Annotated in this window: 9 protein-coding genes and 1 tRNA gene; 4 read left to right on the top strand and 6 right to left on the bottom strand. The window is 54.0% G+C overall.

The window, feature by feature from the left end; translation table 11 throughout:
* Positions 1-44 precede the first annotated feature (44 nt).
* Positions 45-1,340, top strand: a complete 1,296-nt coding sequence (locus tag C7120_RS04475; RefSeq protein WP_107621385.1) for a serine dehydratase subunit alpha family protein — start codon at positions 45-47, stop codon at positions 1,338-1,340.
* Positions 1,341-1,539: 199 nt separating this feature from the next.
* On the opposite strand, the gene C7120_RS04470 is transcribed toward C7120_RS04475, so the two are convergent.
* The 3 genes from C7120_RS04470 to C7120_RS04460 all read right to left on the bottom strand — a co-directional run bounded on the left by C7120_RS04470 (position 1,540) and on the right by C7120_RS04460 (position 5,040).
* Positions 1,540-4,005 carry a TonB-dependent receptor domain-containing protein gene (locus C7120_RS04470; protein WP_158267345.1) on the bottom strand — a complete coding sequence of 822 codons (2,466 nt, stop codon included), beginning with the start codon at positions 4,003-4,005 and terminating at the stop codon, positions 1,540-1,542.
* A gap of 109 nt (positions 4,006-4,114) precedes the next feature.
* Entirely contained in the window at positions 4,115-4,396 is a 282-nt protein-coding gene (locus C7120_RS04465; RefSeq protein ID WP_107620528.1) for a transcriptional regulator, read from the bottom strand.
* A gap of 8 nt (positions 4,397-4,404) precedes the next feature.
* Positions 4,405-5,040: a hypothetical protein gene (locus C7120_RS04460; protein ID WP_107620527.1), complete on the bottom strand. Its 636-nt coding sequence runs from the start codon at positions 5,038-5,040 to the stop codon at positions 4,405-4,407.
* Between the two features lie 333 nt (positions 5,041-5,373).
* Here C7120_RS04460 and C7120_RS04455 point away from each other — a divergent pair, with 333 nt between their 5' ends.
* Positions 5,374-7,077, top strand: a complete 1,704-nt coding sequence (locus C7120_RS04455) for a Na/Pi cotransporter family protein (RefSeq protein WP_255413135.1) — start codon at positions 5,374-5,376, stop codon at positions 7,075-7,077.
* Positions 7,078-7,219: 142 nt separating this feature from the next.
* Here the strand turns inward: C7120_RS04455 and C7120_RS04450 are convergent, their stop codons facing one another.
* Together C7120_RS04450 and C7120_RS04445 are read right to left on the bottom strand one after the other, a co-directional pair.
* Positions 7,220-9,448: a GH92 family glycosyl hydrolase gene (locus tag C7120_RS04450; protein ID WP_107620525.1), complete on the bottom strand. Its 2,229-nt coding sequence runs from the start codon at positions 9,446-9,448 to the stop codon at positions 7,220-7,222.
* A gap of 83 nt (positions 9,449-9,531) precedes the next feature.
* A complete protein-coding gene (locus tag C7120_RS04445) occupies positions 9,532-12,030 on the bottom strand; it encodes a TonB-dependent receptor domain-containing protein (RefSeq protein ID WP_107620524.1) in 2,499 nt (832 codons plus the stop codon).
* A gap of 105 nt (positions 12,031-12,135) precedes the next feature.
* Between C7120_RS04445 and C7120_RS04440 the strand changes: the two genes are divergently transcribed.
* A tRNA-Arg gene (locus C7120_RS04440) sits at positions 12,136-12,210 on the top strand.
* Between the two features lie 32 nt (positions 12,211-12,242).
* The gene (locus C7120_RS04435; RefSeq protein ID WP_107620523.1) at positions 12,243-13,040 is read left to right on the top strand and encodes an ADP-ribosylglycohydrolase family protein; all 798 of its coding nucleotides are present in this window, start codon (positions 12,243-12,245) and stop codon (positions 13,038-13,040) included.
* Between the two features lie 258 nt (positions 13,041-13,298).
* On the opposite strand, the gene secDF is transcribed toward C7120_RS04435, so the two are convergent.
* Positions 13,299-16,292, bottom strand: a complete 2,994-nt coding sequence (gene secDF / locus C7120_RS04430; RefSeq protein ID WP_107620522.1) for a protein translocase subunit SecDF — start codon at positions 16,290-16,292, stop codon at positions 13,299-13,301.
* Positions 16,293-16,378: the final 86 nt, after the last annotated feature.

The following is a 16,378-nucleotide window of genomic DNA, read 5'->3' as shown; positions in this document are numbered from 1 at the left end:
CGGCTCTCCGCGCAGAGAGCCGGAACATCCTACAATATAATACTATGCTTGACAAAAAGATTCGCGAACAGATTATCGGCCTGATCCACAGGCAGGTGGTTCCGGCCGTGGGATGCACGGAGCCGATGGCCGTAGCCCTCTGCACGGCTCGCTCCAAGGAACTGTTGGGCAAGCGGCCGGAACGAATATCGGTCCTCCTCAGCGCCAACATCCTGAAGAATGCCATGGGCGTGGGCATCCCGGGGACGGGAATGATCGGACTGCCCATAGCCGTAGCTCTCGGAGCCCTCATCGGAAAGTCGGAATACAAGCTTGAGGTTATCAAGGACCTCACCCCTGAAGCCCTCGAGGAAGGCCGGCAGTACATCGCCGAGAACCGCATCTGCGTCAGCCTGAAGCAAAACTGCTGCGATATCTTACATGTGGAAGTAACCTGTCAGGCGGGCGACGACAAGGCCACGGCCGTCATCTCTGGCTCACATACCAGCATCGTCCGCGAGGAGAAAAACGGGCAGGTACTGCGCGACGAGCAGGCCACGGCCGCCGGCGGCAGCATGGACTGCGGCATCTGTCTGGACCTGAAGATGGTCTACGACTTTGCCACCACGACCCCCGTCGACGAAATCAGGTTCATGCTCGAGACGCAGGAATACAACATGCGGGCAGCCCGGGAATCGCTGAAAGGCAACTATGGCCACTGCTTAGGCAAGACCATGGACCGCCCCTTGAGCCATGGCATCTTCGGAAACTCCATGTTCTCGCACATTCTTTCTAAGACCGCACTCGCCTGCGACGCGCGAATGGGAGGCGCGATGATACCCGTGATGAGCAACTCCGGCTCCGGAAACCAGGGCATTTGCGCCACAAACCCAGTGGCCGTATATGCTGCCGAGAACGAGAACACCGAAGAAGAACTCATCCGCGCGCTCACACTGAGCCACCTGACAGCCATCTACATCAAGCAGAGCCTCGGCGTCTTGAGCGCCCTCTGCGGATGTGTCGTGGCAAGCATAGGCTCCAGTTGCGGCATCACTTACCTCATGGGCGGCGACTACACCGATATCACGCATGCCGTGAAGAACATGATAGCCAACCTCACGGGAATGATCTGCGACGGCGCCAAGCCCAGTTGCTCGCTCAAAATATGCTCGGGCGTCTCCACGGCCCTGCTCTCCGCCTTGCTGGCTCGCGAGGGCAAGCATGTTACGGCGGCAGAAGGAATCATCGATCAGGATGTAGACCGCAGCATCCGCAACCTCACCAGCATCGGCAAGGAGGCCATGTGCTCCACCGACAAGATGGTGCTCGACATCATGACGCACAAGAACTGCAAGGACTGAGAACGGCAAGCCGCCAGTCGTGCAGCGGCCAAGAGACCGGCAAACACCCATCCCCCATTTTGTTACAAGCGGCTTGTAACACGATTACAAGCAGTTTGTAACGACATTACCAGCCGCTTGTAATCGTGTTACTAACGGCTGGTAACTTTATGAAAGGCGCCCGCCATGCCGAACGATCACGGCCGAAAGGCTCCCTGTCTTACATGCCCATACCCTCGGGAAGCTGCGTTCCGCCCTCCTTCCGGTCGATGAAGTCGCTCTGAATCTTCGACTTGCGCTGGGTAAGCTGCTTCTTCAGGTTTCCGAACGAATAGCTCACTTTCGCCGCAAACTGAGCCACGGGAACCCTGATATGCTGCATGGCGGCAAAGTTTCGTCCCCCGTGATAATTGTCGAAGGCCAGCTGCCCATGCCGGTGGAGGCCCGTGAAATACTGCAGGGCTATGTTCAGCCTGCCCTTGCAGAGGTCTTTCGAGAAGCTGCCGAAAACTCCCGAGAAGCCGCTGCTCCATCCCTGGAGACTGTAAGACCTAGTGGAAACTATCAGGTTGGCACTCATCTTCACCTTCCAGGGCAGCGTCTGCTGTAAGCCGAGCATCAGGTTGCCGACCCATCCGCTGGTCTCCTGCGTGAGGGCGGTACTGCGAAGGTCGCTGTAGGAGACGCTTCCGTTGAAGATGAGGCGTGTTTCCCGTGCTGCTGCCCAGTTCAGGTAGCTGCTCAGAGAGGAGACGCGCTGCCTCACGATGTTGCCGAAGGTGGTGTTGAGGATGCTCCCCTCATAGAACTGATACTGCGAGATGGCGTCGTCGCAGAAGCTCTGTCTGAGACTGGCATTCACCATCAGCTTCGGGCTGAACGAGTTGAGCACCAGCCCCACATTGTGGTTCTTCTCCACTTCGAGCGTCGTGTTGCCATAGGTTTGCGACAGCGGGGTCCGCTCCACATAGGGGTTCAGATAGGTAATGCCCGGTCGGGAGATGCGCATATTATAGGTGAGGCCGATGTTGCGGGTAGGAGCCATGTTATAGGTAAGGCTCAGCGACGGCACCAGATTGCCGTAGTGCTTCCTGAAATCCTCGCCGTTGCCCAGCTCATAGGTTACATTCTGCCAGGTATACTCATATCGCAAGCCCGCCTTTGCGCCCAGCTTTCCGGATTTCGCGGTAGCCTCGGCATAGGCCGCCGCAATGTGGTTCAGATACTTGTAGCGCATGCTCAGGTCGTTCCGATAGGCGAACTCGCCGGCCGTGGCCGTGTAATACTCGGCGTTGGAGGTGTTGCGGCGGCCGGTATACTTCACGCCCGCCGAGAACGACACGGCCTTCGAGAGGGGCGTAATATAGTCGAACTGGAGGGTGTTCTCGCGCGACAGCATGTGGTTGAGCGACATCCGGTCGGTAAGGTCGACGAGCGGTGTGCCCGAGAGAAGCTCGTAGTAGTTCGTCATGTCGCGGTGGGTAGGGTTCAAGGTGAACAGGTAACTCAGCGTCAGCGAGCGTGTGCGCTCCTTGTTGAAGAAGCGCTGATAGTCGGCGCCGAGCGACAGGTTCTGGTATTTCGGGCGCTCCCACTCCTCGTTTCGGTAAGAGGCGCCCTCGCCATAGTATCCTCCCCGCAGGGATATGAGCAAGGGCGTATGCTGTTTCTGGCGATAGTGCATGAGTCCGGCGGTTGCGCTGACGACGGACATCGAGTCGAGGTCATAGCTCATGGAGAGGTTTCCGAGAACGGCATTGGAACGCTGGTCGGTCTCAGACACCGCATGGGTGAGCGAGGTGCCGTTGTCCGCGGTCTGGGAATTGTCGACCGCAACCTCTATTCCCTTTATCGTCTGGTGTTGGAAAGCCATGTTTCCCGACACGCTGAACCGGCCTTTCTGCGCACTCACATATCCCTGTGCGCCGTAGGAGCGGTTGCCGGCGGAAAGAGCCACGCTCCCGTTGTGTCCGTCAGGCGCCGGCCCTCCCGTGGCCTGCTCGCGGTTCATCGTCAGGTTCAGCACGCCCACGGCTCCCTCCGCGTCATACTTCGCGCCGGGATTGGTAACGACCTCGATGGTCTTGACCATGCTCGCCGGCATCACCTTGAACACTTGCGAGGGGTTGGCGCTCATCATCGGATTCGGCTTCCCCTCTACATAAACCTTGAACGAGGAGCTGCCGTTCACGGTGATGTTGTCCTGTCCGTCCACCGTAACCATCGGCACTTTGCGGAGCATATCGAGCACGGTAGACGACCTTGAGTCGACATCGTCCTGCACATTATACGACATCTTGTCGGTCTCCATCTTGACGAGGGGCGCCTGCGCCTTCACCGTTACCTCGCCCAGAGATTGGGCATCGGCATGCACGAGGATGGTTCCGAGGTCTACTTCCGGCTCTCCTGAGAGAGTCAGGCTGCGCTCCACAAGAGCCTTTCCGAGCGAGGAAAAGGTGATTCTATACCTGCCTTTGCCCGCCACGCGCATACTGATCCTGCCGTCGGTGTCGGTAATCGACATGGCGACGGGTCTCTCCGTGTTGTCGTCCTTGAAGACGCGGACGGTGGAATAGGCCTCTGCCTCGTGGGTCAGCGAGTCCACGAGCGTTCCCTTCAGCAGGGTCTGGGCGCTCAGGGCGAGGCTCAATGGAGCCAATATTAATAATAGAAATAATCTTTTCATTGTTTTTTGGGATATAATCATAATCTTTAGACGCTGTCAGATTGCGGAAAGTTGCAGCCGCCTCTGACATTCTTAGCAGAGGGAACGGCTGCCCACGGCAGCCGCAGAGCTATCCGATATAGCTCTTCAGGGCGTTCACATACTCCTCGAAAGCCTTGACGCCCACCGGCGTTATCTTGCAGGTGGTCTTCGGGCGCTTGCCCTCGAAGGCCTTCGACACTTCTATATAGCCGGCCTGCCGTAGCTTGTCTATCTGCACGCTGAGGTTTCCCGCCGTGGCTCCCGTCTGCTCCTTGATGAACGGGAAGTCGGCCTCGTCGACGCCCAACAGCAGCGACATTACTGCCAGTCGAAGCTCGCTATGCAACAAGGGGTCCAGTTTCTCAAACATAGCTGCGCTTATTTTTCTTCGTTACGGATGATCAATGCCGGGATAACAAGTCCCACCACGCAGACTCCCGCCAGTACTACCATCTCCATGGGGCCGTGGAAGATGAGAGCCAGAAGGCTTCCGAAGGCACCTGCGATGAAGCAGCAGACGGCAATGGCCTTGCTCTTCAGGATGCTTCCCGTGATCATCCCGGCCAGTCCCATGAACAAGATGATGATGGCGGTGATGGGCAATATCACAGTCATCGGTTCATTTACGGGAGCGTGGAGCAGGGAGATCTTCCATCCGAAGCCGGCTATCACCCCGCAGATAACGCCCAGTGATCCGGCCATGACACCGAAACAAGTCCATACCTGGGTAATGGTCTTCGAGACAAAGGTAATCGGCCGCCTAGGCTTCTTCGACTTATACCGGGCTTCCCCGAGGGAGATAAGCCCCAGAATGCCCCATAATCCGTTTGCGCCGGAGCCCAAGGAGGTGTGCTCCCAGAGGTGTCCGACGATGAGGGCGATAACCGCGACCAAGACGCCCCACACCAGCATGCTCTTCCAGGAGCCCTTCGTGATGTCGCGGCGGCTCTGTTCGATAGACTCCTTGATAATCTCAAGACTGCGCTCGGCAGTCAGTTTGTTCTGATCTTCCATATTACTACATTTTTAAAGGGTTGGTTTTTTCTTTTCGTTAACTCGTTTATTCTTGTTAGGAACTTTGCGTCCTTCTTTTCTTTAAACCACAGCACAAATATAAAGAAGTTTATAATATAAACCAAATTAATAGCTAAAAACATTCATGGGAACCATCATTTTTAACATTTCACCTTATTATATAAGATGCGCGCGCCTGTCTTGAGTCATGAAGTGAGCATTCCCCAGCCGGAAGGAGGGCGAAAAGCAAGAATATATTTGGCATTTTTATTGAATTTAATTACCTTTGCAGGGTAATTGCGATAATTATTACCACACTTCTTATAGATTCTTGTGAATACCATTCTGAACCTCTTTTCTCTGTTAGGCTCACTCGCCATGTTCCTCTACGGAATGAAGATTATGAGCGAGGGACTTGAGAAATTCGCCGGCGACCGGTTGAGAACCGTGCTCGCCTCTATGACCAAAAACCGCGTGATGGGCGTGCTTACGGGCATCTTTGTTACGGCTCTTATCCAGAGTTCGAGTGCCACGACCGTCATGATAGTCTCGTTTGTCAACGCCGGATTGATGAATCTCACCCAGGCTATCGGGGTCATCATGGGAGCCAACATCGGCACGACCGTTACCGCATGGGTCATTTCAGCCATCGGATTCAAGATTAACATTGCGGCTTTTGCCATTCCTCTGCTGGCTTTCGGCATGCCGCTCATTTTCTCAAACAACTCCAAGAAGAAAAGCATAGGTGAATTTATCTTCGGCTTCTCGTTCCTCTTCATGGGACTGAGCTTCCTCCAGCAGGCGGCAAACAACATGAACATCGGCGCCTTGGTGGCCAACATGCTCGCTCATGTATCCGGCAACAGCTATTGGACCATCCTCCTCTTCGTGCTCGTAGGAGCCCTCGTAACCATGCTCGTACAGGCTTCTGCCGCCACCATGGCCATCACCCTGATGCTCTTCGACATGAATATTCCCGGGTTCGGGTTCGAGCAAGCTGCCGCTTTAGCCATGGGCCAGAACATCGGAACCACGATTACAGCCTTCATGGCATCGCTCACGGCCAATACACAAGCCCGCCGTGCCGCCCTGGCGCACATGTTCTTCAATGTGTTTGGCGTGGTCATTATCCTCCCGTTTTTCTACCCCGCCTGCGACGGCGTGAGCTGGTTTGTTACCCATGTGATGGGCGCAGACAACAATCCTCTTTTCAAACTGTCGGCCTTCCACACGGCTTTCAACATCTTCAATACGCTTCTGCTCATCTGGTTTGTCAAGCAGATTGAGGAACTCGTGTGCAAGATTCTGCCGATGAAAGAGCAAGATGAGGAGTATCGACTTAAGTATATCTCCGCCGGACTGCTCTCTACGGCCGAGCTCAGCATCCTGGAGGCACAGAAGGAAATCAACAGTTTCGCCGAGCGTTGCCAGCGAATGTACGGCTTTACGAAGACTCTGCTCGACACCGATAACGAGAAAGACTTCATGAATCTCTTCTCCCGCATTGAAAAATACGAGGCCATCACCGACCGCATGGAGGTCGAGATTGCCAACTATCTGAACCAAGTGTCCGAAGGAAGGCTGTCGAGCGAGTCGAAAATGGAAATCCAGATGATGCTCCGGCAGATAAGCGAGCTCGAAAGCATAGGCGACAGTTGCTTTAACATAGGCCGCTCCCTGAACCGCAAACGGGAACACGGCGAGGAAAGCTTCACGCCGCAGCAGCACGAGCACATCGTCATGATGATGTCGCTCGTAGACCAGGCCTTCGACGAAATGGTGCTCAAGGTGGAGCATCCGGCACAGCGCAAGAACATCAACAAGTCGTATAACATCGAGCACGAGATCAATAACTTCCGCAATCAGCTAAAGAACCAGAATGTGCGTGATGTGGAGAACGGAAAGTACAGCTATCAGTTGGGCGTCTACTATGTCGACTTGATAGCCGAGTGCGAGAAGGTGGGCGACTACATTCTGAATGTAGTGGAGGCATGTCTTGACACGAAAGGGGGCAGCGCCCATAAAGACGAGGAGTAGGCCCGGCGGCCAGCCTGCCTCACATCTGTAGTCTACGGTCGGACAATTTCGGCGATTTTGTCCCACGAAATCGCCGAAATCGTGGAACGAAATCGCCGAGATTGTCAGCCTCCTGACGGCGTCTGGCTTCCCCTTTGCCCATTTATCTGCCCATCACGAACTCCAGCGTGCCTCCCCGGAGGATGTCTCCGTGGGTGATATGGTTCTTCTTATAGGGCTTCCCATTGAGCTTAACGCTCTTGATGTAGCAGTCTTCCTTCCCCTTGCGGTTGCTCCTGACGATGAATTTACGACCTTCCGGGAGGGTTATCTCCACCTTGCGGAACTGCGGAGAGCCGAAGCTGTAAACACCCGAAGCCGGATCCACAGGATAGAACCCCATGCTCGACCAGACATACCAGGCCGACATCTGACCGCAATCCTCGTTGCCGGAGTAGCCGTCGTGCCGTGCGTTATACTGCTCGGTCATCACCTTGTTGGCGTAATACTGCGCCTTACGGTCGGCTCCGCACCAGTTATACAAGTAGGCGCAATGGTGGCTCGGCTCATTGCCATGGGCATATTGCCCGATGAACCCGGAAGCATTGCCGCCACCGTCGAGGTCTACACGCGTCTCGTCGGTAAACAGGGCGTCGAGCGCCTGCTCGAATTTGCGCTTGCCCCCCATCAGCATCACCAGATCGGGAACATCCTGCGGCACAAAGAAGCGATACTGCCAGGCATTGCCCTCGGCATAGGGGTGCATGCCCACGGGCTTATAGGAATAGGAATTGAACGGCTCCATCCAGTTGCCCTGCTCGTCTTTGGCACGGAAGAAGCCCGTCCGGGCATCATAAAGATTGCGATAGAAACGGGAGCGACGGTTGAAGTAGTCGTAGTCGTCGGTCTTGCCCAACGCCTTCGCCAGCCGTGCCACGCAGGCGTCGTCATAGGCGTTCTCAAGCGTGATAGACACCGATTCTATCTGCCGGGGCTCCGGCAGATAGCCGTATTTATCGAGCATGGACCATGGTGATTGCGGATGATCGCGAAGCGAACTGCCCCTCACGGCCTCGTAGACCTTGGCCCGGTCTACTCCGGGAAGCCCCTTCAAGGCGGCATCGACGACCACAGGAATGGCATGGTTGCCTATCATGCAGTAGTTCTCCGAGCCCCATAACTGCCAGATGGGAAGATACCCATAGACCTCATATTGCCGCAGCATGCTCTTCACGAAGTCGCCCACACGCTCGGGTTTGAGCAGCGTGTAGAGCGGGTTACAGGCCCGGAAAGTGTCCCAGAGAGAGAAGGTGCTGTACTGGGTCTCGCCCTCCTTAAGCCTTCCCACAGTATAGTCAGAGCGCACATAGTCGCCGTTGATATCCGAAATCGTATTCGGCTGGATGTAGGCATGGTAGAGACCCGTATAGAAAATGGCCTTCTGCTCGTCGGTTCCGTCTACCCGTATGTTGGAGAGCTCCCGTTCCCAGGCGCTTTCCGCGTTCTTCGCGACAGCGTCGAAGTCCCACGACGGGTTTTCTTTCTCCATGTTGGCACGGGCATTCTCGATGCTCACGGGTGAGAGGGCCACCTTTACGAGCAGGGGGGCGGAGGCGTTGCCGAACGACAGGAAGCACTTGGTGTTGCGCCCGTTGGCGACATCCCCGCTTGGAAAGATTGCCTGTCCCGACTTGAAGATGGCTCCCGTAACAGGGCGGGAGAACTTGGCATAGAAATATACGGACCGCTCCTTCTGCCATCCGCTGAGTTTGCGGTAGCCCACGAGCGTGATGGAATCGAGCAGGCGGAGCTGTGAATTGATGATGACGGTCTTGCGGTCGCCGCCGCGGTTCTGGCCTGCGTGCGCCATGTCGAATATCAGGCTGTGAGGCATTCCGGCAGGAAAAGTGATGCGGGTCATGCCCGTGCGCACGGTGGCGGTAAGCTCGGAGAGGATGTCGGAGCCGTCGTAGCGCACCGAATAGTAGCCCACACGGGCCTGTTCATGGGCATGGCTGAATGTCTCGGGGAAAGTTTCCTGCCCGGTGAGAGCGGCGAGGGGCTTCACCGAAGGCTGCATCAGCACATCCAGCAGGTCTACGCAGCCCGTACCGCTCAAGTGGGTGTGGGCAAAGCCATATATCGTATTACAACTATAATCATAACCGGAAGCCTCGTCTCCGTTGGGGCGGACAAACTCCTCGGGGCTCAGCTGCACCATTCCGAACGGCATCGTGGCTCCCGGGAAATTGCCTCCCTTGAGGCTGTTTGCATCTACTTTTCCCGTTCCGATAAACGGATTGACATAGGGCGTAACCCTCTCCGGCTGAGCGGAAACCGACATGGCCGACAATAACAGCAATGCCGAAATGACTGTCTTGACACTCTTCATGATATTATCTATTATAGATTTTCCGTGCAAAGATAATGAAAAAGCGAAAAGCCTGAAAGAAGAATGGAGGAAAAATTATGTTTTTACATCTCCCCGCCGCCATTATAACGCTCTTGCGGATCGAGCTCGTCTTCGCCGCCCTGCTGCTCCCGATGTTTCTTCTTGTTGTTGTTTCCGAAGTTCCAGGTCAGCGTGAAGTTCACCTTCCGGCTTCCTCGCTTGTTGATCTGGTGGCGCCAGAAAGTGTCGGAAGAGGTATAGCTCTCCCACTTGCGGGAGTTGAAGAGGTCGCGGCAGCTGACAGAGAGGGTGAGCTTCTTGTTGAGGAAGTTCTTGCGGAGCCCCAGGTCCACATTGTATCTGGCTTTGCGGTATCCCTGCGAGACGGCCTGCCGGGAGTTGTAACGCCCGCTCATCTGGACGGAAATGTCGTAAGGCAGGATGAGGCTTGCCGTCATACGGGCGTCCCAGGTAAAGCTGTGCCGTCCCTCGCCGGTGATGGTCTGCCCGTCGATGTCATAGCTGAAGCCGTTCAATTTATAGTAGTAGGCATTCATGTTCGTGGTGAGCTCGAGTCGGCGGAAGAGGTTATTCTTCATCGTAGCTTCAAGTCCGGAGCTGGTGGAACGCGCCACATTCACGCTGGTGGAATACATCAGCCCGTCGGAAGAGCCGCGCCAGTTGATGCGCTGCATGACATCCGTCGTAGGGCGATAATAGGCACTGACGAGCAGCGAAGACTTATTCCATGTGCGCAGGTAGTTCAGCGAGAACGAGTTGGAGAACTCCGGGGTCAGCTCCGGATTACCAAACGAGACCGTCGTGGCATCCCTCGTATCGCGGAAAGAATTCAATTGTCCTCCCCACGGGCGGCGAAGCCGGCGGGCATAGTTCAGCTGGAACTGGTCGTTCGGCGTGAGCTGATAGCTCATGAAGATGCTCGGGAAGAGTTCGAAATAGTCTTTCTTGAATGGCTCTCCACGCTTGGCGGCATCATGTTCCTGCTCCCAGTCGTAGCTCTCGGTGTTCACCTTCCAGTATTCGCCTCGCAAACCGCCCATAATGCCAAGCTTTCCGAGCTGATACTGAGCCGTGAAATAGAGTGCGTGGATATCCATATCGTAGATAAATCGGTTGTAGTAGGCCTGATCCTCCACGGCATTCGTGCCTGTCCACGACGAGTTGTCTATCCAGCTTTCCTGAGGAGTGTTCTCGTGATTGAGGTTTCCCTGATATCCCGCCTGAATCTTAAACTTGTCGGTGAGGGGGTTCTCGTAGTCGATCTTGAACTCCCACCCCCGGCTGTTCACGAACATCGGGCGATATTGGTAGCCGTACTCCGTGGGCTGTGGGGCCGCTCCGTAATAGACGGTGGAATCCTGATACCAGTTGTCGTTGTCGGCCTTCCAGCGATTGTAGCTTGCCGTCATGTCGAGAAAATGCTTGTCGGTGAAGTTATGTCGATAGTTGAACTCGCCATGCGGCATGTCCATGTCGCCGCGTCCGGTGGCCCGACGGAGCATCATACGCGTCTCCTCGCCCGTATTCAGGCGGCCGTAGCGGTAAGGCGTATCGCCCCAGTTCTTGTGCAGACCTTTCATAAACATGCCGCTGATACCGATGTCGTCCTTCCGGGTAATATGCCATGTGAGTCCGGCACGGGTGAAGAGGTTGTTGCCCTGGTTACGGGTTGTACCGTGATAGTTCTGATACAGGCCGGAGCCGGGATACTCCTGCTCGCTGTCGGTGTAGCCCTCGTCGTTGCGATGGCGGAACCCGATGTTGGCATAGGCGTCCCATTTTGAGCTGGTATAATTGATGTTGAAACTGGTATTCGCGCCTTTCCGCGTGTCAACACCTGCCTGGACGGACCCGTAATAGCCTGCCGTGCGATTCTTTTTCAATACGATATTGATGATTCCGGCCGACCCTTCGGCGCTGAATTTGGCTGAAGGATTGTCGATAACCTCGATGCAATCGATGCTTTCAGCAGGCAACTGCTCCAGTATGGAGGCACGATTGTCGCTCGTGAGACCGCTCGCCTTACCATTAATCCACACCTCTACGCTTGAATTTCCCCGCAACGAGATGTTTCCATCGTTGTCAACCTCCACCGACGGAATGTTCTCCAGCACATCCGACGCTGCCTGCCCGGCATTCGACACCAACTGGCTGACATCATACGACTTGCGGTCTACCTCAAGCTTCACGGCCGACCGCTGCCCGGTAACCTGCACTTCTCCCAGCATCCTCGCATCCTCGCGAATATAAATTGCCGGATAATTTACCACCTGGTTCTGGCTGGAGATGACAAAATGGCGAGTTGCCTCCTTGTAGCCAACATACGAAACCTTGGCAACATACGAGCCGTCGGCAAGCTTCGAGACCAGAAAAAAACCATTGGTATCCGTAATTGTGCCACCCGCCAGCAAAGTAGTATCAGAGGCAAAGAATACTTGAACATTGACAAACTCAAGCGGAGCGTTGGTTTTCTTGTCCAGAACCTTACCCTTGACAACGCCCTCCGCCGAAGCCGAGAGCACGCCTAACCACAGCGAAAAGCTAATCAGAAATCGATTCATAACAAGAATTAGACGCACAAGAAACCTAAGAGTTTAACGCAGAAAGAAAAAAACAGATAGTTTTTTGGAAGTTTAATGTTAAAGTATTACCTTTGCAAATGGTTAGGTCCCATAGTTAAATGGATAGAACGGAGGTTTCCTAAACCTTTGATCCGAGTTCGATTCTCGGTGGGATCACCATTTTTTGTTCTAACTTGTAAATCTTTACGACCATGCTGGGAGCCATCATAGGAGATATCGTAGGTTCGCGTTTCGAATTCGATGAGAAACCTGTCGAGGGATTTGAGCTGTTTGCTCCCCAATGCAACTACACCGACGACACCGTCTGCACCATTGCCATTGCCGACGCCATACTGAACAGCCGCCCCTATAAAGACTCCCTGCTTGACTGGTGCCACCGCTATCCAGACCCCATGGGAGGCTATGGGAACATGTTTCATCACTGGCTGAACAGCGACCACTCGCACCCCACCAGCTCCTACGGAAACGGCTCGGCCATGCGCGTAAGCCCCATAGGATGGCTCTTCGACGACTATCACGAAGTGCTGAGAGAGGCTGAACGCTCGGCCATGGTAAGCCATGCTCACCGCGAGGGCGTAAAGGGAGCGCAGTGCGTGGCCACCGTCATTTACTGGCTTCGCACCGTGCGCATGACCAAGGAAGAAATAGAAAGTGCCGTAAGGCATAACTTCGGTTACACGCTCCCTCCCCTCAAGGACATCTACAAGATAGGAGACGAGGGCCATTTCGACGCTACCTGCCAGGAAACCGTCCCCTATGCCATCCGCTGTTTCCTGGAAAGCCAGAACTTCGAAGACGCCATTCGCATCGCCGTCCTTGCCAAAGGCGACACCGATACGAAAGCTGCCATCTGCGGAAGCATGGCCGAAGCATTCTACGAAATACCCGAGGAACTCATAGAAAAAGCCTATGAATACCTCCCCGGCGACATGCTGGATGTGATCGAGCAGTTCTATTCCTCCATCCAACAGGAGATTTCTCATGTATAGCGCACGGCTCCGACAGCTGCCGCTGAGCGTCGATGTGCTCAGTCCGGATGTCTTTGACCGCCGCCATCTTCTATTTCGAGGAAACGCGAAAGCGAACACAAACATTATTACACGATGCGTGTAATCCCATTACACACTGCTTGTAATCCTATTACACACTGCTTGTAATCTTCCTGCAAACAGCAACAGACAGGCCCCACACACATGTGCAGGGCCTGTTTTCTTATTCTTTCTCTTAACGAGAATCGTCTTCCCGGATTAACGCTCCGTAACTTCGCCCGCACGATTGCGTATCTTGCGACCCAGCACGAGATAAGCAATCGGAGACGCGATGAAGATGGAACTGATGGTGCCGAACACGACACCCAGTGTCATTGCGAACGCAAACGGCTGGATGCTCTTCCCTCCAAGGAAAAGAATGCAGAGCAACACGATCAATGTAGAAAAAGATGTATTGATCGTACGAGCCAAAGTCTGGTTGATGGAGTTGTTGAACACAATCTGATAATCTTCCCTCGGGTGCAGTTTCAGGTTCTCGCGGATACGGTCGAACACCACCACCTTGTCGTTGATGGAGTAACCAATGACCGTCAGCACGGCACCAATGAATGTCTGGTCTACCTCCAACGAGAACGGCAGCCATCCCTTCAGGAGCGAGAAGAAGCCAATCACGGTAATGGCATCAAGGGTCAAAGCTATCGTAGAGCCGAGCGAGAACGCGATGTTGCGGAAACGCAGCAAGATATACAGGAAGATGGCAACCAAGGCGACAATGACGCTGATGATCGCACCATAGGTAACATCCTTGGCTACCGACGGACCTACCTTTGAAGAACTGATAATGGAGCCGCCTTGCCGGATATCGGGGTTCTTGAAGTCCTCCACGCTCTTCTGGCTCACCATGCCATGCTTTTTCAATGTCGTATATAGCATTGACTCTGCCTCGTCGTCAATCGTCGGGTTATTACTTTCTATCTTATAATTGGTGGAAATACGGATGGTCTTATTGTCCGTTCCCAATGAGAGCGCACCATTCGTACAACCCGGGAAAGCATCATCAAGCACCGCACGCACCTGCTCGGGCGTAGTTGACTTCTCAAACTGCACCACATAGTTACGGCCGCCAGTGAAGTCAATGCTCTGGTCAAGACCTCGCACGAAGAGACTTCCCAAGAAAATGACGAGAGCCGCGGCCGCTACCATGAAGGTAACCTTATACATCGACATGAACTTGAAGTCAGTATTCTGCATCATATTTTCAGAAAGCGGAGTGTAGAACTTCAGGTTGAGCCATTTCTCCTTACTCAACTTGTATTCGTAAACAAGACGAGTCAGGAACACAGCCGAGAAGAATGAGCAGGCAATACCTATCAGCCATGTCGTGGCGAAGCCCTGAATAGGCCCTGTTCCGAACAACAGCAAGATGATACCTGTCAAGGCCGAGGTAACATTAGAGTCGAAAATGGCAGAGAACGCGTTGCTGTAACCAGCCTGAACGGCCTGCTTCATGCCCTTACCAGCCCTGAGTTCCTCCTTGATGCGCTCATAGATCAGCACATTGGCATCCACAGCCGTACCCAATGACAACACCATACCGGCAATACCCGACATGGTAAGGGCGGCCTGAAACGAGGTGAGGATACCCAGCGTGAAGAACACATTGATGAGCAAGGCGCCCACGGCGATGGAGCCCGGGATGATGTTATACATTACCAGCATATAGATGATCAACAGCACGAACGCAATGATAAACGAGTTGATCCCCTGCTGGATAGACTGCGCGCCTAATGTCGGGCCGACCACTTCTTCCTGAACAATGCGGGCAGGAGCGGGCATACGACCAGATTTCAGCGTGTTAGCCAAGTCCTTGGTGTCCTCTATCGTGAAGTTTCCAGAGATGGAAGAGCGGCCACCGTCAATCTCTCCGTTTACACGGGGAGCAGAATAGACGGCGTCGTCAAGAACGATGGCAATCGCCTTACCTACATTAGCTTTCGTAAGGGCAGCCCAACGGCGCGCTCCCTCAGAATTCATCGTCATGGAAACCTCCGGGAAACCGGACAGCTGATTGAACTCGTCCGAGGCGTCGGTAACGACATCACCCTCCAATGGAGGACGACCCGTGGAAGAGGTTACCTTAATGGCATGAAGCTCATATACATTTTTATTGTCCTTGATCAAGTCCGTTGGCTTGGCACTCCAGAGCAGCTTGACATCTGAAGGCAGAATCTGCCGTGCAAGCCCGGAATAGATGATTGCGTCGACAGCAGCGGTATCACGCACATTGGAAAAACCGACCAGGCTTAGGGAACCACTGCCTGAAGGTTGCAGGATAGCGAGCAACGGATGCTGCTTTTTGGCAGCCTCAAGTTCTGCGCTTGTGCTTTCAGCAACTGCCTTCGCCTTGTTTTCCTGATTCTTCAGCCGGAATTTCGCATCCTTTTCCTGTATGGCAGGCTTTGCGGCTTTAGCCGTATCCACGGCGGCAGTATCCTTTGCCTCCGCGCCATTGGCAAGGCGCATGTCTATCTGGGTAAAGTAAGGGATGATTTCCTCGGAATTATAGGTCTCCCAGAACTGGAGGTTTGCACTTCCCTGCAACAGCTTGCGCATACGCTCCGGCTCCTTGATGCCAGGCATCTCGACCATGATACGGCTTTCCTGACCTTCCAGTTTCTGGATGTTAGGCTGAACGACACCGAACTTATCAATACGCGTACGAACCACATCGTAAGAGTTGTTGACAGCCGACTGCACTTCCTCGCGGAGTACATTTTCAACCTCCTTGTCGGAACTCTGAGGACTCACCTTGCCCTGAAGGCGCTGCGTGGCGAAGATTTCGGCCAAGCGGTGTCCCGGCGCATTTTTCTTGTACGCATCAATAAACAAGGAGATGAAATCACTCTGGCTGGTTTCCTCAGCCTTGCGAGCTTCTGCCATCGCCTTCTTGAAAGCCACATCGCTCTTGTGCTCCGCCAATGTCTCTATCACATCGGGAACAGAGATCTCAAGAATGACATTCATGCCACCCTTTAAGTCAAGACCAAGACCAATCTGAGTCTCTAAGCACTTCTGGTAAGAATAAATCCCCAAATACTTGACGGAATCCTTGTAATCCCTCTGTGCTATCGGGTCTTTAAGCTTTGCAGCCTGACTGTCGTAATAGCGTGTAGCTACTGAGAATGACAGATAAAAAATGCTTGCAAGTGTCAGCAAGATGGCTGTTGTAATAACAATTCCTTTGTTTTGCATTTTTTGTTTTATTTATTTGATTTATTTGTTTCTCTTTTTCAATTGTATATAAGACATGCAAAGATAAGCAAATTTTCATACTTGGG

It is taken from the genome of Prevotella sp. oral taxon 376, assembly GCF_003043945.1.
In the GTDB taxonomy this organism is placed as follows: domain Bacteria; phylum Bacteroidota; class Bacteroidia; order Bacteroidales; family Bacteroidaceae; genus Prevotella.
Note: the sequence above shows the minus strand (reverse complement) of the source record. Positions and strands in the feature narration are given on the sequence as shown.